At 63.4% G+C, this 23,282-nt stretch carries 33 protein-coding genes; 28 read left to right on the top strand and 5 right to left on the bottom strand.

The genetic code is table 11. The features are described from left to right. Positions 1–4: 4 nt before the first annotated feature. The 19 genes from rpsS (at position 5) to AC0KVN_RS10840 (ending at position 9,789) form a co-directional block, all read left to right on the top strand. Positions 5–283, top strand: a complete 279-nt coding sequence (rpsS, locus tag AC0KVN_RS10750) for a 30S ribosomal protein S19 (protein ID WP_004208718.1) — start codon at positions 5–7, stop codon at positions 281–283. Next, positions 283–669 carry a 50S ribosomal protein L22 gene (rplV, locus tag AC0KVN_RS10755; protein ID WP_004208717.1) on the top strand — a complete coding sequence of 129 codons (387 nt, stop codon included), beginning with the start codon at positions 283–285 and terminating at the stop codon, positions 667–669. The genes rpsS and rplV overlap by 1 nt, the downstream gene beginning before the upstream one ends. A gap of 4 nt (positions 670–673) precedes the next feature. After that, entirely contained in the window at positions 674–1,369 is a 696-nt protein-coding gene (rpsC, locus tag AC0KVN_RS10760; protein WP_004208716.1) for a 30S ribosomal protein S3, read from the top strand. 21 nt (positions 1,370–1,390) lie between these two features. Further along, positions 1,391–1,822 (top strand): 50S ribosomal protein L16, encoded by a 432-nt coding sequence (gene rplP / locus AC0KVN_RS10765; protein ID WP_004208715.1) that lies wholly within the window; start codon positions 1,391–1,393, stop codon positions 1,820–1,822. A gap of 3 nt (positions 1,823–1,825) precedes the next feature. Next, the gene (rpmC, locus tag AC0KVN_RS10770) at positions 1,826–2,029 is read left to right on the top strand and encodes a 50S ribosomal protein L29 (RefSeq protein ID WP_004208714.1); all 204 of its coding nucleotides are present in this window, start codon (positions 1,826–1,828) and stop codon (positions 2,027–2,029) included. A gap of 12 nt (positions 2,030–2,041) precedes the next feature. Beyond that, positions 2,042–2,305: a 30S ribosomal protein S17 gene (gene rpsQ / locus AC0KVN_RS10775; RefSeq protein ID WP_004208713.1), complete on the top strand. Its 264-nt coding sequence runs from the start codon at positions 2,042–2,044 to the stop codon at positions 2,303–2,305. 168 nt (positions 2,306–2,473) lie between these two features. After that, complete coding sequence (gene rplN, locus AC0KVN_RS10780) at positions 2,474–2,842, top strand: 50S ribosomal protein L14 (RefSeq protein ID WP_004208712.1); 369 nt, start codon at positions 2,474–2,476, stop codon at positions 2,840–2,842. After that, positions 2,842–3,153 (top strand): 50S ribosomal protein L24, encoded by a 312-nt coding sequence (gene rplX, locus AC0KVN_RS10785; protein ID WP_004208710.1) that lies wholly within the window; start codon positions 2,842–2,844, stop codon positions 3,151–3,153. Before rplN ends, rplX begins: the two co-directional genes overlap by 1 nt. Beyond that, positions 3,153–3,725 carry a 50S ribosomal protein L5 gene (rplE, locus tag AC0KVN_RS10790; RefSeq protein ID WP_010337292.1) on the top strand — a complete coding sequence of 191 codons (573 nt, stop codon included), beginning with the start codon at positions 3,153–3,155 and terminating at the stop codon, positions 3,723–3,725. The genes rplX and rplE overlap by 1 nt, the downstream gene beginning before the upstream one ends. 50 nt (positions 3,726–3,775) lie before the next feature. Further along, entirely contained in the window at positions 3,776–4,081 is a 306-nt protein-coding gene (gene rpsN, locus AC0KVN_RS10795) for a 30S ribosomal protein S14 (RefSeq protein ID WP_004208708.1), read from the top strand. Positions 4,082–4,093: 12 nt separating this feature from the next. After that, the gene (gene rpsH, locus AC0KVN_RS10800) at positions 4,094–4,489 is read left to right on the top strand and encodes a 30S ribosomal protein S8 (protein WP_004208707.1); all 396 of its coding nucleotides are present in this window, start codon (positions 4,094–4,096) and stop codon (positions 4,487–4,489) included. After that, the gene (gene rplF / locus AC0KVN_RS10805) at positions 4,489–5,022 is read left to right on the top strand and encodes a 50S ribosomal protein L6 (protein WP_004208706.1); all 534 of its coding nucleotides are present in this window, start codon (positions 4,489–4,491) and stop codon (positions 5,020–5,022) included. The genes rpsH and rplF overlap by 1 nt, the downstream gene beginning before the upstream one ends. 1 nt (position 5,023) lies before the next feature. Beyond that, entirely contained in the window at positions 5,024–5,389 is a 366-nt protein-coding gene (gene rplR, locus AC0KVN_RS10810; RefSeq protein WP_004208705.1) for a 50S ribosomal protein L18, read from the top strand. A 2-nt stretch (positions 5,390–5,391) separates the two neighbouring features. Next, the gene (gene rpsE / locus AC0KVN_RS10815; RefSeq protein ID WP_435566940.1) at positions 5,392–6,102 is read left to right on the top strand and encodes a 30S ribosomal protein S5; all 711 of its coding nucleotides are present in this window, start codon (positions 5,392–5,394) and stop codon (positions 6,100–6,102) included. 5 nt (positions 6,103–6,107) lie between these two features. Further along, complete coding sequence (gene rpmD, locus AC0KVN_RS10820) at positions 6,108–6,287, top strand: 50S ribosomal protein L30 (protein WP_010337294.1); 180 nt, start codon at positions 6,108–6,110, stop codon at positions 6,285–6,287. 136 nt (positions 6,288–6,423) lie between these two features. After that, complete coding sequence (gene rplO, locus AC0KVN_RS10825; protein WP_004208702.1) at positions 6,424–6,954, top strand: 50S ribosomal protein L15; 531 nt, start codon at positions 6,424–6,426, stop codon at positions 6,952–6,954. A gap of 195 nt (positions 6,955–7,149) precedes the next feature. Continuing rightward, complete coding sequence (secY, locus tag AC0KVN_RS10830) at positions 7,150–8,496, top strand: preprotein translocase subunit SecY (protein ID WP_004208701.1); 1,347 nt, start codon at positions 7,150–7,152, stop codon at positions 8,494–8,496. A gap of 46 nt (positions 8,497–8,542) precedes the next feature. Next, the gene (locus AC0KVN_RS10835) at positions 8,543–9,199 is read left to right on the top strand and encodes an adenylate kinase (protein ID WP_004208699.1); all 657 of its coding nucleotides are present in this window, start codon (positions 8,543–8,545) and stop codon (positions 9,197–9,199) included. A 38-nt stretch (positions 9,200–9,237) separates the two neighbouring features. After that, entirely contained in the window at positions 9,238–9,789 is a 552-nt protein-coding gene (locus tag AC0KVN_RS10840; RefSeq protein WP_435566941.1) for an ATPase, read from the top strand. A 72-nt stretch (positions 9,790–9,861) separates the two neighbouring features. Here AC0KVN_RS10840 and lepA read toward each other — a convergent pair whose 3' ends face one another. Then, positions 9,862–11,667 carry a translation elongation factor 4 gene (gene lepA, locus AC0KVN_RS10845; RefSeq protein WP_037510832.1) on the bottom strand — a complete coding sequence of 602 codons (1,806 nt, stop codon included), beginning with the start codon at positions 11,665–11,667 and terminating at the stop codon, positions 9,862–9,864. Between the two features lie 195 nt (positions 11,668–11,862). Between lepA and AC0KVN_RS10850 the strand changes: the two genes are divergently transcribed. After that, the gene (locus AC0KVN_RS10850) at positions 11,863–12,636 is read left to right on the top strand and encodes a CsgG/HfaB family protein (protein ID WP_017499622.1); all 774 of its coding nucleotides are present in this window, start codon (positions 11,863–11,865) and stop codon (positions 12,634–12,636) included. A 33-nt stretch (positions 12,637–12,669) separates the two neighbouring features. On the opposite strand, the gene AC0KVN_RS10855 is transcribed toward AC0KVN_RS10850, so the two are convergent. Together AC0KVN_RS10855 and AC0KVN_RS10860 are read right to left on the bottom strand one after the other, a co-directional pair. After that, complete coding sequence (locus tag AC0KVN_RS10855) at positions 12,670–13,713, bottom strand: acyltransferase family protein (protein WP_435566942.1); 1,044 nt, start codon at positions 13,711–13,713, stop codon at positions 12,670–12,672. Between the two features lie 134 nt (positions 13,714–13,847). After that, a complete protein-coding gene (locus tag AC0KVN_RS10860) occupies positions 13,848–14,405 on the bottom strand; it encodes a nuclease (RefSeq protein WP_435566943.1) in 558 nt (185 codons plus the stop codon). A gap of 147 nt (positions 14,406–14,552) precedes the next feature. On the opposite strand from AC0KVN_RS10860, the gene AC0KVN_RS10865 reads away from it, so the two are divergent. The 6 genes from AC0KVN_RS10865 (at position 14,553) to AC0KVN_RS10890 (ending at position 18,598) form a co-directional block, all read left to right on the top strand. Next, positions 14,553–14,939 (top strand): PH domain-containing protein, encoded by a 387-nt coding sequence (locus AC0KVN_RS10865; protein WP_004208693.1) that lies wholly within the window; start codon positions 14,553–14,555, stop codon positions 14,937–14,939. Between the two features lie 224 nt (positions 14,940–15,163). Beyond that, a complete protein-coding gene (locus tag AC0KVN_RS10870) occupies positions 15,164–15,847 on the top strand; it encodes a hypothetical protein (RefSeq protein WP_010337301.1) in 684 nt (227 codons plus the stop codon). Positions 15,848–16,093: 246 nt separating this feature from the next. Continuing rightward, positions 16,094–16,603, top strand: coding sequence for a helix-turn-helix domain-containing protein (locus tag AC0KVN_RS10875; RefSeq protein WP_435566944.1), 510 nt, complete (start codon positions 16,094–16,096; stop codon positions 16,601–16,603). Positions 16,604–16,667: 64 nt separating this feature from the next. Then, positions 16,668–17,051 carry a hypothetical protein gene (locus AC0KVN_RS10880; RefSeq protein WP_004208690.1) on the top strand — a complete coding sequence of 128 codons (384 nt, stop codon included), beginning with the start codon at positions 16,668–16,670 and terminating at the stop codon, positions 17,049–17,051. Positions 17,052–17,076: 25 nt separating this feature from the next. Continuing rightward, entirely contained in the window at positions 17,077–17,490 is a 414-nt protein-coding gene (locus AC0KVN_RS10885) for a hypothetical protein (RefSeq protein WP_004208689.1), read from the top strand. 172 nt (positions 17,491–17,662) lie between these two features. Next, on the top strand, positions 17,663–18,598 hold the full coding sequence (locus AC0KVN_RS10890; protein WP_010337303.1) for a PAS domain-containing protein: 936 nt from the start codon (positions 17,663–17,665) through the stop codon (positions 18,596–18,598). Positions 18,599–18,610: 12 nt separating this feature from the next. Here AC0KVN_RS10890 and AC0KVN_RS10895 read toward each other — a convergent pair whose 3' ends face one another. Both AC0KVN_RS10895 and rnd read right to left on the bottom strand, forming a co-directional pair. Further along, entirely contained in the window at positions 18,611–18,928 is a 318-nt protein-coding gene (locus tag AC0KVN_RS10895) for an I78 family peptidase inhibitor (RefSeq protein WP_435566945.1), read from the bottom strand. Between the two features lie 11 nt (positions 18,929–18,939). Then, positions 18,940–20,106, bottom strand: coding sequence for a ribonuclease D (gene rnd, locus AC0KVN_RS10900; RefSeq protein ID WP_010337305.1), 1,167 nt, complete (start codon positions 20,104–20,106; stop codon positions 18,940–18,942). Positions 20,107–20,234: 128 nt separating this feature from the next. Here rnd and aspS point away from each other — a divergent pair, with 128 nt between their 5' ends. Next, positions 20,235–22,019: an aspartate--tRNA ligase gene (gene aspS / locus AC0KVN_RS10905; protein ID WP_483656106.1), complete on the top strand. Its 1,785-nt coding sequence runs from the start codon at positions 20,235–20,237 to the stop codon at positions 22,017–22,019. 118 nt (positions 22,020–22,137) lie between these two features. After that, positions 22,138–23,226, top strand: a complete 1,089-nt coding sequence (locus tag AC0KVN_RS10910; RefSeq protein ID WP_435566947.1) for a DUF5694 domain-containing protein — start codon at positions 22,138–22,140, stop codon at positions 23,224–23,226. The last annotated feature ends 56 nt before the right edge of the window (positions 23,227–23,282 follow it).

Consider the following 23,282-nt stretch of genomic DNA (forward strand, 5'->3'; position numbering starts at 1 on the left):
CGAGATGGCTCGTTCCGTCTGGAAAGGTCCGTTCGTGGACCTCAGCCTTCTGAAGAAGGCGGAAGTCGCGCAGGAAAGCAATGGCCGCTCGGGTCCGATCAAGACCTGGTCGCGCCGTTCGACCATCCTGCCGCAGTTCGTTGGCCTGACGTTCAACGTCTATAACGGCCGCAAGCATGTTCCGGTTCTCGTGAACGAGGATATGGTGGGTCACAAGCTGGGCGAATTCGCTCCGACCCGCTTCTTCCCCGGTCACGCTGCCGACAAGAAGGGCAAGCGCTAATGAGCAAGGAAAAGGCTCCCCGTCGCGTCGCCGACAATGAAGCGCTCGCCGTCGGCACGCAGATCCGTGGTTCGGCCCAGAAGCTGAACCTGGTCGCCACGCTGATCCGCGGCCGCAAGGTCGAGGACGCGCTCAACATCCTCGCCTTCTCGAAGAAGGCGATGGCTGTCGACGTGCGCAAGGTGCTGGCTTCGGCCATCGCCAATGCGGAAAACAACCACAATCTGGACGTCGACGCCCTGGTCGTCGCGGAAGCATCGGTGGGCAAGAGCTTCACCCTGAAGCGCTTCCACGCTCGCGGCCGCGGCAAGTCGACCCGGATCCTCAAGCCCTTCAGCCGCGTGCGCATCGTCGTGCGTGAAGCTGGCGAAGAAGCGGAGGCGTAAGCACATGGGTCACAAGAGCAACCCGATCGGTCTGCGTCTGCAGATCAACCGTACCTGGGACAGCCGCTGGTTCGCCGAAGGCGCCGACTATGGTCGCCTGCTGCTGGAAGATCTCAAGATCCGCCAGTACATCATGAAGAACCTGCCGCAGGCCGCGATCTCGAAGGTCGTGATCGAGCGTCCGGCCAAGCTGTGCCGCGTGTCGATCTACGCTGCCCGTCCCGGTGTCATCATCGGCAAGAAGGGTGCAGACATCGAAAAGCTTCGCAAGAAGCTGGGTGCCTTCACCTCGTCGGACGTGTCGCTGAACATCGTCGAAATCCGCAAGCCGGAAATCGATTCGAAGCTCGTCGCACAGGGCATCGCCGACCAGCTGGAACGCCGCGTTGCCTTCCGTCGCGCCATGAAGCGTGCGGTGCAGTCGGCTCTCCGTCTGGGCGCAGAAGGCATCAAGATCACCTGCGGCGGCCGTCTGGGCGGCGCGGAGATCGCGCGTGTCGAATGGTATCGTGAAGGCCGCGTTCCGCTGCACACCCTGCGTGCGAACGTCGACTATGCCGAAGCCACGGCGCACACCGCCTATGGCGTTTGCGGCATCAAGGTCTGGATCTTCAAGGGCGAGATCCTCGGCCATGATCCGATGGCTACCGACCGGCTGATGCTGGAGGCTCAGACCTCCGGCGTGCGCCCGGCGCGCTGAGAATAAGAAGGTAATAGCGTCATGCTGCAACCGAAGAAGATGAAGTTCCGCAAGACCTTCAAGGGTCGGATCAAGGGCGATGCGAAGGGCGGCACTGCGCTGAACTTCGGCGCCTACGGTCTCAAGGCTCTGGAGCCCGAGCGGATCACCGCGCGCCAGATCGAAGCGGCTCGCCGCGCGATCCAGCGCCACCTGCGCCGTCAGGGTCGTCTGTGGATCCGCGTGTTCCCCGACGTTCCGGTCACCAAGAAGCCGGCTGAAGTCCGCCAGGGCAAGGGCAAGGGTTCGGTCGAATATTGGGCGGCTCGCGTCGCTCCCGGCCGTATCCTGTTCGAACTGGACGGCGTTCCCGGTCCGCTCGCAGCAGAGGCCTTCTCGCGCGCCGCGATGAAGCTGCCCATCAAGACGAAGGTCGTTGCCCGCCTCGGCGACACCTCGCACCTGGAGGGTTAAGCTGTGGCCAACGTTGCAGACCTCAAGACCAAGTCGGACGACGAACTGTCGACCGAGCTGAACAACCTGAAGCGCGAGCAGTTCAATCTGCGTTTCCAGGCGGCCACCAACCAGCTGGAAAAGCCCAGCCGCGTTCGTGAAGTCCGTCGTTCGATCGCGCAGATCAAGACCCTGCAGACCGAGCGTTCGCGCTCGGCCGCGAAGTAAAGGAAACACACGATGCCCAAGCGCGTGCTGACGGGAACGGTGGTTTCCGACAAGACCGACAAGACGGTGGTGGTTCGCGTGGAGCGCAAGGTTAAGCATGCGCTCTACGGCAAGATCATCCGCCGGTCGAAGAAGTACCATGCCCATGACGAGGGCAATGTCTACAAGGAAGGCGAAACGGTCCGTATCGAAGAGACCGCTCCGATTTCCAAGCTCAAGACCTGGAAGGTCATCGAGCGTGTGGACACCCACAAGTCGCCGGAATCGGCGGCCTAAGGGCAGTCACCGACTCTAGAGTCGAAAAAGTTCGGACGCGGGGCTGGCCTTTTCCTTCGGGAGGAGGTACAGGCCCGCGCTTCGTGCATTTCGATTCACCGGGTCGACTCACGAAATTCGGAACCGCCGGGATAGTCCCGGTAGGCCAAATAAGAAGGAACCGGATCCATGATCCAGATGCAATCCAATCTTGACGTCGCGGACAACAGCGGCGCCAAGCGCGTCCAGTGCATCAAGGTGCTGGGCGGCTCGAAGCGGCGTTTCGCCGGCGTGGGCGACATCATTGTCGTCTCCGTCAAGGAAGCTGCTCCGCGCGGTAAGGTGAAGAAGGGTGACGTGCATCGCGCCGTCATCGTGCGCACCGCCAAGGACGTGCGTCGCGCTGATGGCAGCGTGATTCGCTTCGACGGCAATGCCGCTGTGCTTATCAACAAGAACGAGGAGCCGATCGGCACCCGTATCTTTGGCCCGGTCGTTCGCGAGCTGCGCGCCAAGAAGCACATGAAGATCATCTCGCTCGCTCCCGAGGTGCTGTAATGAGCGCTGCTAAGATCAAGAAGGGCGACAAGGTCGTCGTCCTGGCTGGCAAGGACAAGGGCCGTACCGGCGCCGTCCTCCAGGTGATGCCGAAGGACGACAAGGTCCTGGTCGAAGGCATCAACGTGCATGCGAAGCATCGCAAGCCCGACCAGTCGAACCCGCAGGGTGGCATCGACCGCAAGCCGGCCCCGATGCACATTTCGAACGTCGCTGTCGCCGACAAGGATGGCAAGCCGACCCGCGTCCGTTTCGAGGACCGCGACGGCAAGAAGGTCCGCGTCGCCGTCAAGTCCGGTGAGGTGCTGTAATGGCCGACAAGTATATTCCGCGCTCGAAGTCGATCTACGACGACGCCATCGTGAAGGCGATGGTCGAGAAGTTCGGCTACAAGAATGTGATGGAAATCCCGAAGATCGAGAAGATCGTGCTCAACATGGGCGTCGGTGAAGCCACGCAGGACAAGAAGAAGGTCACTTCGGCCGCCGAGGAAATGGAACTGATCGCCGGCCAGAAGCCGGTCATCACCAAGGCGAAGAAGTCGATCGCGCAGTTCAAGCTGCGTGAAGGCATGCCGATCGGTGCCAAGGTCACGCTGCGCCGCGAGCGCATGTATGAATTCCTTGATCGCCTGATCAACATTGCCCTGCCGCGCGTGCGCGACTTCCGTGGTCTCAACCCGAAGAGCTTCGACGGCCGTGGCAACTATGCCTTCGGCATCAAGGAGCAGATCATCTTCCCCGAGATCAACTATGACCGCATCGACAAGGTGCGTGGCATGGACATCATCGTGACCACCACGGCGAAGACTGACGACGAAGCGCGCGAACTGCTGCGCCTCTTCGGCTTCCCCTTCCCGATTGAAGAGAAGCAGGCGGCCTAACAGGCCCCGCTTCTCTCCCAACGCTTAAGCTAAGGAAGAGAACTTAAGTCATGGCGAAACTGAGTTCGATCAACAAGAACGAGCGCCGCAAGAAGCTGGTGAAGAAGTATGCCGGCCGCTATGCGAAGCTCAAGGCGATCGCAGCCGATACCGCTCTCGACGACACCGAGCGTCTGATTGCGCGTCTGAAGATGGCGGAAGTCCCCCGCAACGGCAACCCGACCCGCATTCGCAACCGCTGCGAACTGACGGGCCGCCCGCGCGCTTACTACCGCAAATTCCGTCTCTGCCGCGTGCAGCTGCGTGATCTGGCCAACAAGGGCCTGATCCCCGGCGTCACCAAGTCGAGCTGGTAAGGATCATTTGAGATGGCATTGACCGATCCCCTGGGTGATATGCTCACCCGCATCCGTAACGGGCAGCAGGCGAAGAAGGACAGCGTTGTGTCCCCCGCCAGCAAGCTCCGTGCCCGCGTGCTCGACGTGCTGCAGCGCGAAGGCTATATCCGTGGTTATTCCGAGGAAACCCTCGGCAATCACCCCGGCCTGCGCATCGAGCTGAAGTATTTCGAGGGCCAGCCTGCGATCAAGCATGTTGCCCGCGTGTCCAAGCCTGGTCGCCGCGTCTATTCCGGTTCCAAGGAACTGCCGGTGATCCGCAACGGCCTGGGCATCACCATTGTCTCGACGCCCAAGGGCGTTCTGTCCGACGCCGAAGCGCGTGAACAGAATGTCGGCGGCGAAGTGCTGGCGGAGGTGTTCTGATGAGCCGCACTGGCAAGAAGCCGGTCACCGTGCCTGCGGGCGTGACCGCGTCGATCGCTGACGGTCAGCTGTCGGTGAAGGGGCCCAAGGGCACCCTCGCCATGCCGCTGGCCGACGAAGTGACCTACACCGTCGAAGAAGGCAGCATCGCTGTAAAGCCCGCCAACAACGGCAAGCGCGCTCGCGCTTTCTGGGGCATGCAGCGTACCCTGATCCAGAACCTGATCACCGGCGTGACCCAGGGCTTCTCGAAGAAGCTGCTGATCACCGGTGTCGGCTACCGTGCGAACTCGCAGGGCAAGACCCTGAAGTTGCAGCTCGGCTACAGCCACGACGTCGATTTCGAGATTCCGGAAGGCATCGAGATCAAGACCCCGGATAACACCACGGTCGAGATCAGCGGCATCGACAAGCAGCAGGTAGGCCAGGTCGCCGCCGAGATCCGCCGCTGGCGCAAGCCCGAACCTTATAAGGGCAAGGGTATCAAGTACGCCGGCGAATTCATCTTCCGCAAGGAAGGGAAGAAGAAGTAAGATGGCTAAGCTTTCCCTCTTCGCGCGGCGTCGTCGCCGCGTTCGCACCGCGCTCAAGGCTGTTTCGGGCACCCGCCCGCGCCTCAGCGTCCATCGTTCGGGCCGTCACATCTACGCCCAGATCATCGACGACGTCGCCGGTACCACCGTCGCCGCCGCTTCGACCCTGGACAAGGATGTTGGCTCGAAGGCTCTGGGCAAGACCGGCGCCTCTTCCGAAGCCGCTGCCGATGTCGGCAAGCGCGTCGCTGCCGCTGCTACGGCGGCCGGCGTCACCAAGGTCGTGTTCGACCGCGGTGGCTTCCTGTTCCATGGCCGCGTCAAGGCGCTGGCCGATGCCGCCCGTGAAGGCGGGCTGGAGTTCTGATCATGGCTGACGAAAACACCAACGAAGTCGTCGCGCCCGTCGAGGGTGCCGAGGCTCAGACCGAAGGTCGTGGTCCCGGCCGTGGCCGTGGCCGTGGCGGTGACCGCAACCGTGGCGAGCGTGGCGGCCGTGGCCGTCGCGACGACCGCCGTGGCGGCAATCGTGACGAGGAACAGGGCGAAGAGCTGATCGAGAAGCTGGTTCACATCAACCGCGTCTCGAAGACCGTCAAGGGCGGTAAGCGCTTCGGTTTCGCTGCTCTGGTCGTCGTCGGCGACGGCAAGGGCCGCGCCGGTTTCGGTCATGGCAAGGCGCGCGAAGTGCCTGAAGCCATCAGCAAGGCGACCGCTTCGGCCAAGAAGGCCATGGTTCGCGTTCCGCTGAAGGAAGGCCGCACCCTGCACCATGACGGCCTCGGCCACTTCGGTGCTGGCAAGGTGACTGTCCGTTCGGCTCCGGCCGGTACCGGCATCATCGCCGGCGGTCCGATGCGCGCCGTGTTCGAAAGCCTCGGCGTCGCTGACGTCGTGACCAAGTCGAACGGCACCTCGAACCCCTACAACATGATCCGTGCGACCTTCGCGGCGCTGGGCGAGCAGGCCAGCCCCAAGTCGGTGGCGCAGCGTCGTGGCAAGAAGGTCGCTGACCTTCTGCGTCGCGGTGGTGCCTCGGCCGAAGTCGCGCAGGCTGACGCCGAAGCGATTGCGGAGTAACTGACATGGCGAAGATCAAGATCAAGCAGATCGGTTCGCCGATCCGTCGCCCCGAAAGCCAGAAGAAGATTCTGATCGGCCTGGGCCTTGGCAAGATGCATCGCGTGGTCGAGCTGGAAGACACGGCGGAAGTCCGCGGTGCCATCAAGAAGCTCCCCCACATGGTGGAAGTGGTCGAGGGCTAAGCCCTTTCGATCCGACGAAATGAAGCGAAAGAGGGGGAAACCCCTCTTTCGTTTTTTCAGCGGAAGCGCTAACGGGCGCTTCCTTTAGATGATCCCGCACGGGATCAGCGCGACAAAAGCGAAAGCGAGTGCGAACATGAAACTGAACGAAATCAACGACAATGCCGGTGCCCGCAAGGGTCGTATGCGCGTCGGCCGCGGTATCGGCTCGGGCAAGGGCAAGACCGCCGGTCGCGGCCAGAAGGGTGCCAAGGCACGCTCGGGCGTCAGCATCAACGGCTTCGAGGGTGGCCAGATGCCGCTCCACATGCGCATCCCGAAGCGCGGCTTCAACAACATCTTCGCCAACGATTATGCGATCGTGAACCTGGGTGAAGTGCAGGCCGCGATCGACGCCGGCAAGCTGGACGCCGCTGCCGTCATCGACCATGCTGCGCTCAAGGCAGCCAACCTGGCCCGTGGTGGCAAGGATGGCGTCCGCGTTCTCGCCAAGGGCGAACTGACCGCCAAGGTCAGCTTCCTGGTCGCCGGTGCCTCGAAGAGCGCCGTCGAAGCGGTCGCCAAGGCCGGTGGCAAGCTGGACGTGATCGAAGTCGTCCCGGCAGCCGAGAAGGCCAAGGCGAAGAAGGGCACCGCCCTTGCCGCCAAGAAGGCCGCCAAGGCCTAAGTCTCGCCCGAGACTTGCAAGCACGGCCCCGCTGCCCGATATGGGTTGGCGGGGCTATGTGTATCGGGGGGAGCATATGTTCGTCGCAACGGCGGCAACTCCCGTTCGACATGGTCTTCCCGCCCCGCTAAGGGGGTAGCGATTCCGCCACGGAGCCCGATGGCTCCGGCAAGAATGATTTGAAGGGCAGCCACAATGGCATCGAGAGCCGACCAGCTCGCATCCAATCTCAGCCTCGCGAAGTTCAGCCAGGCGACCGACCTCAAGAAGCGCCTGTGGTTCACCCTCGGCGCGCTGATCGTCTTCCGCTTCCTCAGCTTCGTGCCGCTGCCGGGTATCGATCCCACCGCGCTCGCGGCCTGGTCGCAGAAGTCGGCCGGTGGCATCCTCGACATCTTCAACACCTTCTCGGGTGGTGCATTGTCGCGCGCGAGCCTCATCACGCTCGGCATCATGCCCTATATCACCGCGTCGATCGTGGTGCAGCTGGCCGCTTCCCTCTCGCCGCAGCTCGCGGCGATCAAGAAGGAAGGCGAGAGCGGCCGCAAGAAGCTGAACCAGTATACACGCTACGGCACCGTCGGCCTGACCGCCGTGCAGGGCTATGCCGCCGCCGCCAACTGGCAGGCGCAGGGCGTGGTCGTGGACCCCGGCATGCTGTTCGTCGTCTCGGCGATCATCTCGCTGATCGGCGGCACCATGTTCCTGCTGTGGCTGGGTGAGCAGATCACCTCGCGCGGTATCGGCAACGGCACCAGCCTGATCATCATGGCCGGTATCGTCGCGCAGTTGCCGGTGACGCTGAGCAACCTGTTCAAGTCGGGCAGCGAAGGCTCGATCTCGGGCCTGGTCATCTTCCTGGTCGTCGTGCTGGGCTTTGGTCTGATTGCCTTCATCTGCTTCATGGAACGGGCGCAGCGCCGGGTGCTGATCCAGTATCCCAAGCGCCAGACGCGCCAGGGCCTGATGCAGGCCGATCGCAGCCACCTGCCGCTGAAGGTCAACACCGCGGGCGTGATCCCGCCGATCTTCGCCAGCTCGCTGCTGCTGCTGCCGCTGACCATCTCGCAGTTCATGGGCGTGAAGGCGGACGACGACAGCCGCTGGAGCAGCATCGTGCTGACGATCAACCAGTATCTGTCGCACGGCAGCCCCTTCTACATGGGCCTCTATGGCCTGGGCATCGTCTTCTTCTGCTTCTTCTACACCGCCGTGGTGTTCAATCCGGAAGAGACGGCCGACAATCTGAAGCGCAATGGCGGCTTCATTCCGGGCATCCGTCCGGGCAAGAATACCGAGAATTATCTCGATTATGTCCTGACCCGGATCACCGTGATCGGTGCCGCCTACCTGGCCTTCATCTGTCTGGTGCCGGAATTTGCCATCGCCCGGGCGGGAATTCCCTTCTACCTTGGTGGGACTAGCCTGCTGATCGTCGTCAATGTTACGGTCGATACCGTGACCCAGATCCAGAGCCATCTGCTTGCCCATCAATATGGGGATCTGATCAAGAAGGCGAAGCTGAAGGGCCGTCTGCGCTAAGGGGGCGCAGACAGGCAAGCGCAAGTACAAGGGGAGAATGCGCGCAATGAATATCATTCTGCTTGGTCCTCCGGGTGCCGGCAAGGGCACCCAGGCCACGCGGCTCGTCGACAGCCGTGGCATGGTTCAGCTGTCGACCGGCGACATGCTGCGGGCTGCGGTGAAGGCGGGGACTCCGGTCGGCCTTCAGGCCAAGGCGCTGATGGAATCGGGTTCGCTGGTGCCGGACGAGGTCGTCTCGGGCATCATCGGCGAAGCGCTTGATGCGCTGGCGGCCGATACCGGCGTGATCTTCGACGGCTATCCGCGGACCGAGGCCCAGGCCCATTCGCTCGACACCATCCTTGCCGATCGCGGCCGTACGCTCGATCATGTGATCGAGCTGGAAGTGGACGAGGATGCGCTGGTCGAGCGCATCACCGGCCGCTTCACCTGCGCGACCTGCGGCGAAGGCTATCATGATGTCTTCAAGCAGCCCAAGGTCGAGGGTACGTGCGACAAGTGCGGCGGGCACGAATTCAAGCGTCGTCCCGACGACAATGAGGAAACGGTGCGCACCCGCATGGCCGAATATCGCGCCAAGACCGCACCGATCCTGCCGATCTACGAAGCGCGCGGCATCGTCAGCCGCGTCGACGGCATGGCCGACATGAACGATGTCAGCGGCGCGATCGTCGCTATCTTGGACGGCGTTCCGGCCTGAGCTATTCTCCCTCCCCGACGACAAGGCGGGGAGGGGACATGGCCTATCCAATCAGATTGATACTGACAGGCGCCGGCATGGCGCTGGCGGCCGCGCCCGGACAGGGTGGGGTGGTTGCCAGCAGCGATGCCGGCTTTGTCGTGCAGGCGAGCGTGGACGTGGCCATGGCGCCCGACGCGGCCTATGCGCTGCTGGCAGAGCCGGGGCGCTGGTGGAACAGCGCGCACACCTATAGCGGCGATGCGCGCAACATGGTGCTGCAGGCGAAGGCCGGGGGTTGCTTCTGCGAGACCCTTCCCGACAAGAGCGGAAAGGGCGCCTCAGGCGGCATCGAACATGCGCGGGTCATCTATGCGGCACCGGGCCAGCGATTGCGGCTGAGCGGGGCTCTGGGGCCGCTGCAGAGCGAAGCCGTGACCGGCGTGCTGGACTTCGCCATTGCGGCCGCGCCGGGCGGCAGCCATGTGACGCTGACCTATTCGGTGGGCGGTTATATGCGCGCTGGCCTGGCGCCGATCGCGCCGATCGTCGACAAGGTGCTGGTGGAGCAACTCGACGGCTATAAGCGGGCGGCCGACAGCAAGGGCTGAAGCACGACTGCGCCGGCAGGCAGAAGCAAATCGGGGTGGAAGCCCGATGGCCTCCACCCCGATGGATGATGCTTAATTCTCGTCGCCCATGCGCAGGGCGGCGATGAAGGCTTCCTGCGGAATCTGGACGCTGCCATATTCGCGCATCCGCTTCTTGCCTTCCTTCTGCTTTTCCAGCAGCTTCTTCTTGCGGGTGATGTCGCCGCCATAGCATTTCGCCGTGACGTCCTTGCGCATCGCCGCGATCGTCTCGCGCGCGATCACCTTGCCGCCGATCGCCGCCTGAATCGGGATCTTGAACAGGTGGCGGGGGATCAGATCCTTGAGGCGCTCGCACATGTGGCGGCCGCGCGCTTCGGCGGCCGAGCGGTGGACGATCATCGACAGCGCATCGACCGGCTCGTTGTTGACGAGGATGCTCATCTTGACGAGGTCGCCCTCGCGCGTGCCGATCTGGTGATAGTCGAAGCTGGCATAGCCACGGCTGATGCTCTTCAGGCGATCATAGAAGTCGAACACCACTTCGTTGAGCGGCAGTTCATAGGTCACCTGGGCGCGGCCGCCGACATAGGTGAGGTTCTTCTGGATGCCGCGACGGTCCTGGCAAAGCTTCAGGATCGAACCGAGATATTCGTCGGGGCAGTAGATCACCGCCTCGATCCAGGGCTCCTCGATCATCTCGATATGGTTGGGATCGGGCATGTCGGCCGGATTGTGCAGGTGAAGGGTGCGACCATCCTTCATGTGCATGTCATAGACGACCGACGGCGCCGTGGTGATCAGGTCCAGATCATATTCGCGGCTCAGCCGCTCCTGGATGATTTCCAGATGCAGCAGGCCCAGGAAGCCACAGCGGAAGCCGAAGCCGAGCGCGGCCGAGGTTTCCATCTCGAACGAGAAACTGGCGTCATTGAGGCGCAGCTTCGAGATCGACTCGCGCAGCTTCTCGAAATCATTGGCATCGACCGGGAACAGGCCACAGAATACCACCGGCTGCACTTCCTTGAAGCCCGGCAGCGGCTTGGCGGCGCCATTCTTCACGGTCGTGATCGTGTCGCCGACGCGGGTCTGGGCGATTTCCTTGATCTGCGCGGTGATGAAGCCGATTTCGCCGGCGGCGAGTTCCGGCAGCGCCTCGATCTTGGGGCGCATGCAGCCGACGCGATCGATCAGATGCTCGGTGCCGCCGATCATGAACTTGATCGCCTGGCCCTTCTTGATGACGCCGTTGACGACGCGCACCAGGATGACGACGCCCAGATAGGGGTCGTACCAGCTGTCGACCAGCATCGCCTCCAGCGGCGCGTTGCGGTCGCCCTTGGGCGCCGGGATCTTGGTGACGATCGCTTCCAGGATGTCGTCGATGCCGATGCCGGACTTGGCGCTGGCCAGCACCGCTTCCGACGCGTCGAGGCCGATCACCTCCTCGATTTCCGCACGCACCTTTTCCGGCTCGGCGGCGGGCAGGTCGATCTTGTTCAGCACCGGCACGATCTCATGATCATGCTCGATCGACTGATAGACATTGGCCAGCGTCTGCGCTTCCACGCCCTGCGCGGCGTCGACGACCAGCAGCGCGCCCTCGCACGCGGCCAGCGACCGCGACACTTCATAGGCGAAGTCGACATGGCCCGGCGTGTCCATGAGATTGAGCTCATAGGTCTCGCCATTCTTGGCGGTATAGTCGAGGCGCACGGTCTGCGCCTTGATGGTGATCCCGCGCTCCTTTTCGATGTCCATGTTATCAAGGACTTGCGCGCTCATCTCACGGTCGGTCAGGCCGCCGGTGCGCTGGATCAGGCGATCGGCCAGCGTCGACTTGCCATGGTCGATATGCGCAATGATCGAAAAGTTTCGGATATGGGACAGGTCGGTCATCGGCGCCCGATAGCAGCAGTTGCGGGCGCTGTCAGCAGGATCACGTAGTGCATGGCATGCGAAATTGCCGTGCGATGACAAGCATCGTCATTAACCCCCTTTGCTTGGAAGCCCCCTGCGGCTGTGTTACGTTCCAGAAAAATATCCGGGGCGCACCAATTTCTCTCGACCAGACAGGAAACGGGGTTTTTGAAAATGCGTGTATTGAAGATGCTGACTGCGGCTGCGGTCTGCCTTGGTTCGGCCGCGCCGATGGCGATGGCTGCCGAAAAGGGTTCGTCGGCCCGTCAGGAACAGTCGCGAAAGCAGGCGGAGATCCCGCGCTGCACCCGCCGCCTTGGCACCGTCGCGATCGTCGAGCCCGACAATCAGTGGTGGCGCGAACTCAATCTGGGCAGCCCCGAGGCGATCCTGAAGATCTTCGTGCAGCAGTCGGGCTGCTTTGGCCTCGTCAATCGAGGCCGGTCGATGGCGAGCCGCAACATGGAACGCGCCATGGCTGACAATGGCGAATTGCAGGCGAACAGCAATCTGGGCCGTGGCCAGGTGAAGGCGGCGGATTATTTCCTGGAGCCGGATATCGTCTCGTCCAACCGCAACAGCGGCGGCAATTCGCTGGGCGGCGTGCTCGGCGGCTTCATGGGTGGCAGCACCTGGGGCCGGATCGCCGGTGGCATCAACGTCAAGAAGAGCGAGGCCAATGTCACCCTTTCGGTCGTCAATGCCCGCACCACCGAGGAAGAGGCGTTGACCGAAGGCTATGCCCGCAAGTCGGACCTGAGCTTCAACGCGAGCGGCGGGTCGAGCTGGTGGGGCGGTTTTGCCGGCGCAGGCGGCGGCGGCTACCAGAATACCGAGATCGGTCAGGTGATAGTGCTCGCCTATCTCGACGCCTATACGAAACTGGTGACGCAGTTGGGCGGCCTGCCCGAAAATGCGGCCGCAGCCGCGCCGGTCGCGCAGCCCTGATGGCGAGGGGGCGCTGCCGCTGCGGCAGCGCCCTCATCCGCTCGGCGCGATTTCCGCAAGCGGACCGGGCGCCCGTCGCCGCTTCTTCCACCAGCGCAGGATGATCTCTCCCACCGGTCGCTCGACCAGGCGGTTGATCAGCGTGCCGAGCGTCAGCGCGACGAGGAAGGCGGCGGCAAAGCCGATCCAGGGGCTGTAACCGGCCCTGGCGATTTCCAGCATGACGACGAAACCGACATGCTGGTGGATCAGGTAGAAGCTGTAGCTGATTCCGCCCATCCAGACGAGCGGCCGGATCGCCAGGAAGCGCAGATGGTTGCGGATCAGCGCTGCGAAGGTCACCATCAGCACCAGGCCGACGATCGCCACGTCCCATGTTTCCATGGTCGCGATCGATAGCAGGGCCAGCGCGGCATAGGGCGCCTGTTGCTGCCAGCTGCGCTGTCCCGCCCAGATGCGGTAGGCCAGCATGCCGATGATGAAGAAGGGCGTATAGCGCAGCACCAGCAGCATCACGACCCGTTCGGGCACGATGTCGGGCCAGAGCTGCATCACCCAGCGCAGGATCAGCCAGACCACCAGCGTCGGTTCCAGATGCCGCAGGCCGATCCATTTCCAGATCGAGACCATGCAGAAATAGAAGGCGATCTCCACCGTCAGCGTCCAATAGGCGCCGTCCACTTCAGGAATGAAGGCAAAGCCCTGAAGCATCGTCAGATTGGCGAGAATCGCAAAGGGGCCGACCAGCAACTGGGTCGCCTGGGCCAGATATTCGATCGACAGCGTCACCAGCATCGCCACCAGATAGGCGGGATAGAGGCGGGCGAAACGGTTGACGATGAAGTCGGCCACCGTGCCGATCCGGTCCAGCGTGAAGAAGATCGCAAAGCCGGAAATGGTGAAGAACAGCAGCACGCGGTAATTGCCGCCGGGAAAGCTGAAGGGCACATGGCTGGCCTGCGGGAACAACTCATGGAAGCGGGTCGAATAATGGAAGACCAGCACGCACAAGGCGCCGATCCCGCGCAACGCGTCCAGCTCCGTCAGCCTTGTCCGTTTCGGCTTCGTTTCGACCATGATGCTTCATAGCAATGATGGAGCAACGAATGGGATATTTTCTTGGTTAACGCGTAATGCGCAAATGGCGGATACGGGCGCTGTCGGTCCCAATCTGGAACGTCCCGCCTTTGCCTCCTTGCGGGATAGCGGTCTTAGCCGGCCGCACACCAGTCGATTGGCTTGGCCGACCAGGGACGGGCATAATGTTTGAGAATGAGAAGCTGGCCCAGCGAGACACCGTCGCGCAGCAGGATGCGGGCGGTCGGGTCACTGTCGGCGGGGTCGGCATGGGCTTCGAAGCTGCCGCCGTTCAGCATGCCCTGCAACGCGGTGCGGCCGGCGCGGGCAAGGGCGGCTTCCTGCGGGCAGGCAGCGCCTTCGAGACGCGGCGCGCTGATGTCGGCGAGATGGTAGCGACGGCCCTGATAGGCATAGGCGTCGGTGGCAAGGACGCAGGCCTGGCCGTCCAGATCGTCACAAGCGGCAAAACGGGTGGATATGGTGGCGGGGGCGTCGATGGATGGTGCTGAAGCCGTCGTCGACGCGGGCAGCACATGGCGCATCAGGACCAGGAGGAGGGCCCCCATCAACAGGGCGATGAGGATGAGGCGTAGCGGCACGATGGCGCGGCGCTGATCCTGCTTGTCATTCAGCCAATGGCCGGAACGGTCCCGGTCTTCGTCACCAATATCATGCAGGCTATAGGCCATGATTCATCCCCAATCGGAGGCTATCGCTAGTAAATATTGGGAAATTTTTGGTTAACCATGGCGGTTGAACAGGGGGCGGCGGACGGCGCCTTGACGCCGCGCCGGGGGCATGGTGAAAAACCGCGGAAGCCAGACGAAGGAGGCGGCGTGAGCGAAGCATGGCTGTATGACGAGCATCCGGCGATGGTCCGGGCGCATCCCTTCCTGTTCCTGCTGCTGCTGGTTTCGGTGGTCGGCATCCTGGCGATCGGCGTGTGGTGGGTGATGCACAAGGGCGAGCGGCTGGCGCTGAGCGAGCGCGAGGTGCTGCTGGAGCGTGGCTTGCTGGCCAAGCAGCGGACCGAGGTGGCGCTGTCCAGCATCCGCAGCGTACGGATCACGCAGACCTTCGGCCAGCGGCTGTTCGACGTCGGCAATGTGGAGCTGTTCAGCGCCGGTGACGTAGCGGAAATCGCGATCCGCAACATGCCACGACCGGGCCGGATTCGGGCGATTGCGGCGGCCCGCAACCTGGACCTTCTGCCCCAGCGCTGAGCGGTCGGGCAGGGGCGGCGCGCACGGAAAGCGCACGAAATCCGCCATTTTCTTGTCGAACATAATGTCTAGGCCCTTGACTTGGGCGCATTTATTTTAACCAATAGGAGCCCAGGGGCCGGCAGAGCTTTCCACCGCACGAGGACGCCAGGAACAAGCAACGTCGATCTGCATCAGGCGGACGGCGGGAAAAAGGGGGCGCCTTGATGGTGGGTTTGCGCGTAATGCCGCTGTTGCCGGAACTGACGGCCGATCAGCGGGCCGAGATTCGGCAGTCCTGCGGCTTTGCCTGCGTGCGCTGCGGGGTCACCATCTATCGTTATCTGGGGCTGCCAGACGGGCCGGGGGCGACGCTGCTCTGCCCGACCTGTCATGGACTGGTGGAAGAGGGGCGGCTGACCGCGAATCAGGTCCACAGCTTCCATGCCAATCCGGTGGTACGCCAGCGCCACTTCGCGCGCGATCGCCTGCCCTTCTCCAACGAATTGCCGCAATTGATCGTCGGTGGATCGCGGATGCTGCGCGATACGCCGATTCCCATCACCCTGGATGGCGAGCCGATCCTGATCTTCGCGCCGCCGCGCCGATCCATGGGGGCGACGCGGATCAGCGTCAGACTGGGCGCGGCCGACGGCACGCCGATGCAGGTGATCGATGGCAATGAATGGAAGCCGCATGACGGCAGCTGGCATTTCCTGTTGCGTGGCGACCGCTATTCGATGATGGCGGCGCGGGGCGACGGATTGTGCGTTTTGCGTATCGTTGCGCGCAACCGGCTTGCGGTCGAGCATCTGCGGACCACGATCAACGGGCGCCGGCTGGAAGTGACGCCGGACTGGCTGGAGGTCGATGGCAAGCGCTATGTCGACCGGATCGGCAGCGGTACGCTGATCGGCCTGGAACTGTAGACGGCGCCTTTCGGGGCGCTATCCGGGTTCCCGATTGCAGCTATTGCGGATCGAGTCATGTCATGACTGGATTCCGTAACGGAAACAGGCGATGCCCACAGGCGTCGCCTTTTTCGTCTCACCGATATGGATGAAGTGTATCTGATATAAATCAATGGCTTGGCCGGCATCATAAAAAATTGATCATAGAAGAAGTTTACATCCGTTCCGGGGCATGATTCCCTGTGGGCGATCAGAGGGGTTGGAATGTCGAATGCGGTTGCCAGTCTGGACGATAATCAGCGGGCATGCCTGCGGCTGGTGGCACAGGGCTATACCTCCAAACAGATCGCGCAGCGTACATCGCTGACCCCCGGCACGGTCGATCAATATGTCTATCGCGCGACCGTGGCGCTGGGCGCCAAGGATCGGCGCGAAGCCGCCCGGATATTGGTAGAGGCCGAGAAAAACGAGCAATTCAAGCAATTTGAATTAAAGCCGGAGCCGCTTGTTGAACCGGCGATGGCGGGTGAGAAGGAGGCGTCGGCACCGATCAGGCCGACCCGGACCGGCGACATCCCGGCTGGTGCAGAGCGGCAGGAAAAGGGTCGTTTGCGCCAATTGGGTAACCGGATTCTGGCAACCATGGGAGGGGAACCGCATGGGCTGAATCGATGGCAGATCCTGACGACCATCTTCCGGGTCGCGTTATGGGCAGGGGGGTCCCTGGCCGCGCTGATCACGATGGGATATTGGCTCAATCATCTGTTCGGCTGACGGTCTCCAACAATCCAACCATCTGATGGGCCAGCGAGCGCTGGCCTGAAAAGGGAGCCTTGCCATGTCCAATGCCCGCCGCGCCGAGCGCGCCGCCAAGAGCGAAATGCACATGTCGGACGACACCTTCTTCAACCTGAGCGGCCAGGTCCGCGATGCCTATGTGAAGCTGGACGATGTTCTGGCCCATACGCTGCGGATGAGCGCCGACATGATCGACACCGCCCGCACCATCGGCCTGGCCCCCGAACAGGGACAGAAGCTGTTCAAGCGCTTCCATGGCTGCATCGACACGATGATGCAGAGCCGCGAGCAGCTGCTGGGCGCCCATCTGGAAGCGACCAAGATCCGCATGAAGACCAACCAGGCCGAACGCGCCGACGGCTGCTACAGCCCGTGGAGCGCCTTGGAAGAAAAGCAGGCCGACGCCCTGCGCCTGGTCGCCTGACGCGACCGGACCGGAAGGCAGGATCGTGCAGATCTTCCTCGCCTATACGATCGCGCTGATCGCCACCTCGATCTTCGTGGTGCGCTATGGCGGTGCGACCGGGCGCTGGAGCATCGTCGGCGTCTGGGCAGGGTTCATCCTGGCCCAGACGGCGGTCCTGACCATCCGGCCGGAGGCGGTGCTGATCCGCACGATCCTGGCGATCGAATGCGCCTCGCTGCTGTTCAAGATCATCATTTCGATGCTGAGCAGCCGGCGCTGGCCGATCATCGTTGCCGCCTTCCAGCTGAATGTGGCGGCGGTTCAGGTCGCGGTGATCGTGTCACCCGCCTACCTCACCAAATTCTTCTACGCCATGTCGACAATCTGGGCGGTGCCGGTGCTGGTCGTGATGGCCATGGGCACGCAGATGGACCGGAAACACGCGTTTCCGGCCTGAGCAAAGGAAACAGGATGCGGAAATGCCCGTCATTCCCTCTTGAAGCCGTCCCGTCCCGAGGAAGGCATGTTGCTTCTGTTTTTGTCCGATTGATGGAGGGCCGATAATTATGGCATCAAGGGACATGACCCAGCGCGTTACGCGCCATCTGAACCCAGTAGGGAGTGATGGAATGGAGGGAGAGGGTGGTTATCCGGCCGAAAGTCCGGTCGTCACCGCGGCCGACCTGGTCCGCGGCTTTTCCGAATGTCGCGACATGGCGACACGCACGCCGCTTTACATCACCCATCATGGCCGGGCGACTCATGTGCTGCTGGGCGTCAACGAATTCCGGGCGCTGAAAGCCCAGTCGGGCAGCGCCGGTCAGGAAAGCGCCGAGGAGAAATTGTTCGCGCTGGCCGACTGGGTCGATCAGGCGGTGATCATCTGCGACCAGGATATGCGCGTCGACTTCGTCAACCGGGTCGCCAGCGCCATCTGTCGCAAGCCGGTGGGACAGATGGTCGGCCCCAAGCTGGACGTCGTCCTGCCGTCCATCAGTGGCAGCCTGATGGAAGTGCATGTGCGCCGCACCGTGAGCGGCGGCGAGCCGAGCGCAGCCGATATTCCCTCTCCCTTTGCCGACGGCGCCTGGCTGCGGCTGCAGAGTTTTCCCCTTGGAAGGTCAACCGTCATCATGTTCCGCGACATTACCGAGGATGTGCGCCGCCATCGGCTGGCCGATGCCAAGGCCGCGATCATCGAAGCGATGACCGCCCATGGCGATGTCGGCTATGTCCGCCTGTCGGTGCGCGGCACGATCGACGCGGTCGATGTGCCCTTCACCGATATGCTGAGCCTGCCGCGCGAACGGGTGATGGGCGTGCAACTGACCGACCTGGTGCTGACCCATGGCCGCGCGGCATTCCGCCAGGCGCTGGAGCGGGCGATGCAGGGGCAGGGCGCGCAATGCGTGCAGACCATGCTGCTGAGCAATCGCGGCGAGGCGGTGGCCGTGAAGGCCTCCATCGTCGCCCTGCACGGCGCCTATGGCGCCGAGGGGGCGGTGGTGCTGATTACCGCACTCGATGGTAGCACGGTGGTGGAGTTGCCGCGCGCCGCCGAATGAGGCGGGCGCGAGTCAGCCGCAGCGGGCGCTGGTGACGACCAACTGATCGTCATAGCTGACGGTCAGCCGGTCGGGGCGGAAGTCCATGGTCATGGCCATATTGGGGCCGCCCCAGCGCAGCGTCTTCGCGCCCGACGCCTTGAGCAATTCCGCGCCCAGATCGGCCGTCGCCTTCTGGCCGGTGAAGCGGTCGAGCCCGTCATGGCTGCACGGCCCTTGCGCCATGGCTTGTGGCGACGCGGAGCCGGGGCCTTCGCTGCCGGTCCCGGCACAGGCGGCCAGGGGCAGGAATATCATCGCCATCATCGGCATGGGCATCGCCATCCGCATCGTCCGTCTCCTTATTCGGTCCGCGTCATTTTCAGCCGGCCATTCTTGACCGCGAAGGCCAGGCGCCCTTCGACCAGGTCCACCGCATCCCGGCCGAACTGGTCATAGCGCCAGCCCTCCAGGATCGCGAGATCGTCACGCACGCCGGCGGCCAGCGCCTCGATATCGTCGGTGCGGGCGAGCAGGCGCGGGGCGACATTGATGTCGCGCGAGCGGATCTTGAGCAACAGCTTCAACAGGTCGGCGACCAGCGCGCCATCCTTGCCCAGGCCCGGACGCTTGGGATCGCGTTCGGGCATCTCGTCCTTGCCGAGCGGCTTGTGCGCGCCGAGCGCAGCCATCAGCCGGCCGCCAATGTCGTTGCTCTTCCAGGTGGCGGACAGGCCGCGCACCTTGCCCAGATCCTCCTGCGCGCGCGGCGGGTGGCTGGCGATGTCGGCCAGCGTCTCGTCCTTGACGATGCGGCCGCGTGGCAGATTCTTGTCCTGCGCTTCCTTCTCGCGCCAGGCGGCCAGCGCCTTCAGGCGACCCAGCACATCGGCCTTGCGGCTGGCGATACGGACGCGCTTCCAGGCTTCGGACGGATCATTCTCGTAATTGGAGGGATCGCTGATCCGCTCCATTTCCTGGTCGAGCCAGTCGCCGCGCCCGGTCTTGCGCAGTTCCTCCAGCATCTTGGGGAAGATTTCGATCAGATAGGTGACGTCGCCGATCGCATAGTCGATCTGGCGCTTGTCGAGCGGGCGGCGCGCCCAGTCGGTGAACCTTGCGCCCTTGTCGAGTTGCACGCCGAGCCAGGCGTCGACGAGATTGCCATAGCCGATCTGTTCGCCAAGGCCGAGCGCCATGGCGGCGATCTGGGTGTCGAACATCGGATGCGGCGTCTTGCCGGTCAGATTATGGACGATCTCGATGTCCTGGCCGCCGGCATGGAAGACCTTGAGCACGTCCTCATTATTGACCAGCAGGTCGAGCAGGGGCGTAAGGTCGATGCCCGGCGCCTTGGGGTCGATCGCCGCGGCCTCGCTGGAGTCGGCGACCTGGACCAGGCAGAGTTCGGGCCAGTAGCTATTCTCGCGCATGAACTCGGTATCCACCGCGACATAGGGGGATTTGGCCATGCGGGCGCAGAAATCGGAAAGCGTCTTGCTGTCGGTAATCAGCGGATGAATTTGCATATGGTCTTCGATCTTATTATGGGCTGGCCCGCGTCCTGCGGGCTGGTCGATAGTCGACAAGGCAAGCCCATAGCTGGGCCGCAACAATTTGTCATTTCCGTAAAACGAATTTGAAAGATCGAAACGCCATGCACGCCTATCGCACCCACAATTGCGGCGCCCTTCGTGAAGCCGATGTCGGCGCGAATGTGCGCCTGTCCGGCTGGGTGCATCGCAAGCGCGATCATGGCGGCGTTCTCTTCATCGACCTGCGCGACCATTATGGCCTGACCCAGATCGTCGCCAAGGCGGACAGCGAGCCGCTGCGCATCCTGGACGGCCTGCGTGCGGAATCGGTCGTGACGATCGACGGCACCGTGGTCGCGCGCGGCCCGGAAGCGACCAACCCGAAGATGGCGACCGGCACGATCGAGGTCGTGGCCGACAAGGTGACCGTGCTGTCGACCGCGGCCGAACTGCCGCTGCCGGTGGCGGGCGAGCAGGAATATCCCGAGGATATCCGCCTGCGCTATCGCTTCCTGGACCTGCGCCGCGAAACGCTGCACGCCAATATCGTCACCCGCACCAAGATCATCCGCGACATGCGTCGCCGCATGGAAGATGCCGGCTTCACCGAATATTCGACGCCGATCCTGACCGCGTCCAGCCCGGAAGGCGCGCGCGACTTCCTGGTGCCCAGCCGCATCCATGCGGGCAAGTTCTACGCCCTGCCGCAGGCGCCGCAGCAATATAAGCAGCTGCTGATGGTTGCCGGTTTCGACCGCTATTTCCAGATCGCCCCCTGCTTCCGCGACGAAGATCCGCGCGCCGATCGCCTGCCGGGCGAATTCTACCAGCTTGACCTGGAAATGAGCTTCGTCACCCAGGAGGATGTCTGGAACACGATGGAGCCGGTCATCGCGTCGGTGTTCGAGGAATTTGCCCAGGGCAAGCCGGTCACCCCGGCCGGCAGCTTCCCGCGCATTCCGCATGCCGAAGCCATGCTGAAATATGGCAGCGACAAGCCGGACCTGCGCAACCCGATCATCATCCAGGACGTGACCGAGCATTTCCATGGCTCGGGCTTCGGCATCTTCGCCAGCCTGGTCGAGAGCGGCAATGTCATCCGCGCGATCCCGGCGCCGGGCGCGGGCGCGGGCAGCCGCAAATTCTTCGACGACATGAACAACTGGGCGCGCGGCGAAGGCTATTCGGGCCTTGGCTATATCAACATCAAGGATGGCGTGCCCGGCGGCCCGATCGCCAAGAATCATGGCGAGGAAGCGACCGCCAAGCTGATCGCGGCGCTGGGTCTTGGCCCGAACGACGGCGTGTTCTTCGCCGCGGGCAAGGAGACGCAGGCAGCCAAGCTGGCGGGCCTGGCGCGCATCCGCGTCGGCGAGACGCTCGACCTGATCGACAAGGACCGGTTCGACCTGTGCTGGATCGTCGACTTCCCCTTCTATGAATATGACGAGGACGAGAAGAAGGTCGACTTCGCCCACAATCCCTTCTCGATGCCGCAGGGCGGGCTGGACGCGCTCAACAATCAGGATCCGCTGAGCCTCAAGGCCTATCAGTATGACATGGTCTGCAACGGCTATGAGATCGCGTCGGGCTCGATCCGTAACCAGTCGCCCGAGGCGATGGTCAAGGCGTTCGAGTTGGTCGGCCTCAGCCAGGCAGACGTGGAAGAGCGTTTCGGTGGTCTCTATCGCGCGTTCCAATATGGCGCGCCGCCCCATGGTGGCATGGCCGCCGGTGTCGACCGTATCGTGATGCTGCTGTGCGGCGCGCAGAATCTGCGCGAGATCACGCTGTTCCCGATGAACCAGCGCGCCGAAGACCTGCTGATGGGGGCGCCGAGCGCCGCCGAGTTCAAGCAGCTGCGCGAACTGCATGTACGTGTCGTGGAGCCGCAGGCGAAGGCATAAGCCTTTCCATAGGCTGGAAGGAACAGGGCTCCCACCATCTGGCGGGGGCCTTTTTCTTTGCCGTCTTGCCTTGCTGTATTGTTATGATAACACACATGGCGGCAAGGGAGCAGGGCGGATGATGCGGACGATCATGGCGACGCTGGTGGCGGGACTGGCAGCGGGGCTTGCGGCGGTGTCGGTGCAGGCGACTGGTCCCGGTTTCGATCCGCGCGCTTTGAAGGCGGTTGCCGGGCCGCCCAATGAGGTGATGGTGCTGGGCACGCCCCATCTGTCGGGCTGGCCAAAGGATTTCGATGCGCAGGCGCTGGGGCCGATGATCGACCGGCTGGCGGCGTGGAAGCCGCAATCGATCGCGGTCGAGTCCCTGTCTGGTCTGCAATGCGATGCGTTGCGCCGCGCGCCGTTCCGCTATGCGGAGACGGTGGAAACCTATTGCTGGGACGCGACGCCGGCGCGCCAGGCGACTGGGTTGGACGTGCCGGCCGCCACGGCCGAGGTCGAGCGGCGTCTGGCCGCCTGGCCGGAGCGGCCGACGGCATCGGACCGGCGCCATATGGCGGCCTTGTTCCTGGCGGCGGAGGATCAGGGATCGGCGCTGGTGCAATGGCTGCGACTGGACGCGGTCGACCGGCATGTCGGGGACGGGCTGGATACTGTGCTGGTGGCGCGCCTCGAAACGCTGCGCCAGCGCCGCAATGAGGAGTTCCTGATTGCCGCGCCGCTGGCTGCCAAGCTGGGGCTGGAGCGGCTGGAACCGATGGACGACCACAGCGCCGACCGGCCCTATCGCAATGCCGAGGAGGAAAAGGCAGCGGGCGCGGCGATCATGAAGGCATGGGGCAATGAAGCGACGGCGCGCCGCAAGGCGGCCGATGCGGCGCTGCAACCCGGCATTGGGACGGGCGCGGGCGTGCTGGCGCTCTATCGCGCCTATAATGCGCCGGACCAGGCGCAGACCATCTATGACAGCGACTTCGGCGCGGCGCTCAAGGAACCTTCGCCTGAGCGCTATGGGCGCGGCTATGCCGGCTATTGGGAGGTGCGCAATTTGCGCATGGCGGCCAATATCCGCGATGTGTTCGCCGCCGCGCCGGGACAGCGCATGTTGGTGATCGTCGGCGCCTCGCACAAATTCTATCTCCAGGCCTATCTCGACATGATGCACGATGTGCGGCTGGTCGATACCGACGCCGTGCTGCGCTGAAACCGCTCTTGCCCTTCGGACCGGGCTTCGATCTAATCGGCGGTCCCCTTGCAGGA

Source organism: Sphingobium sp. SG1 (genome assembly GCF_057063145.1).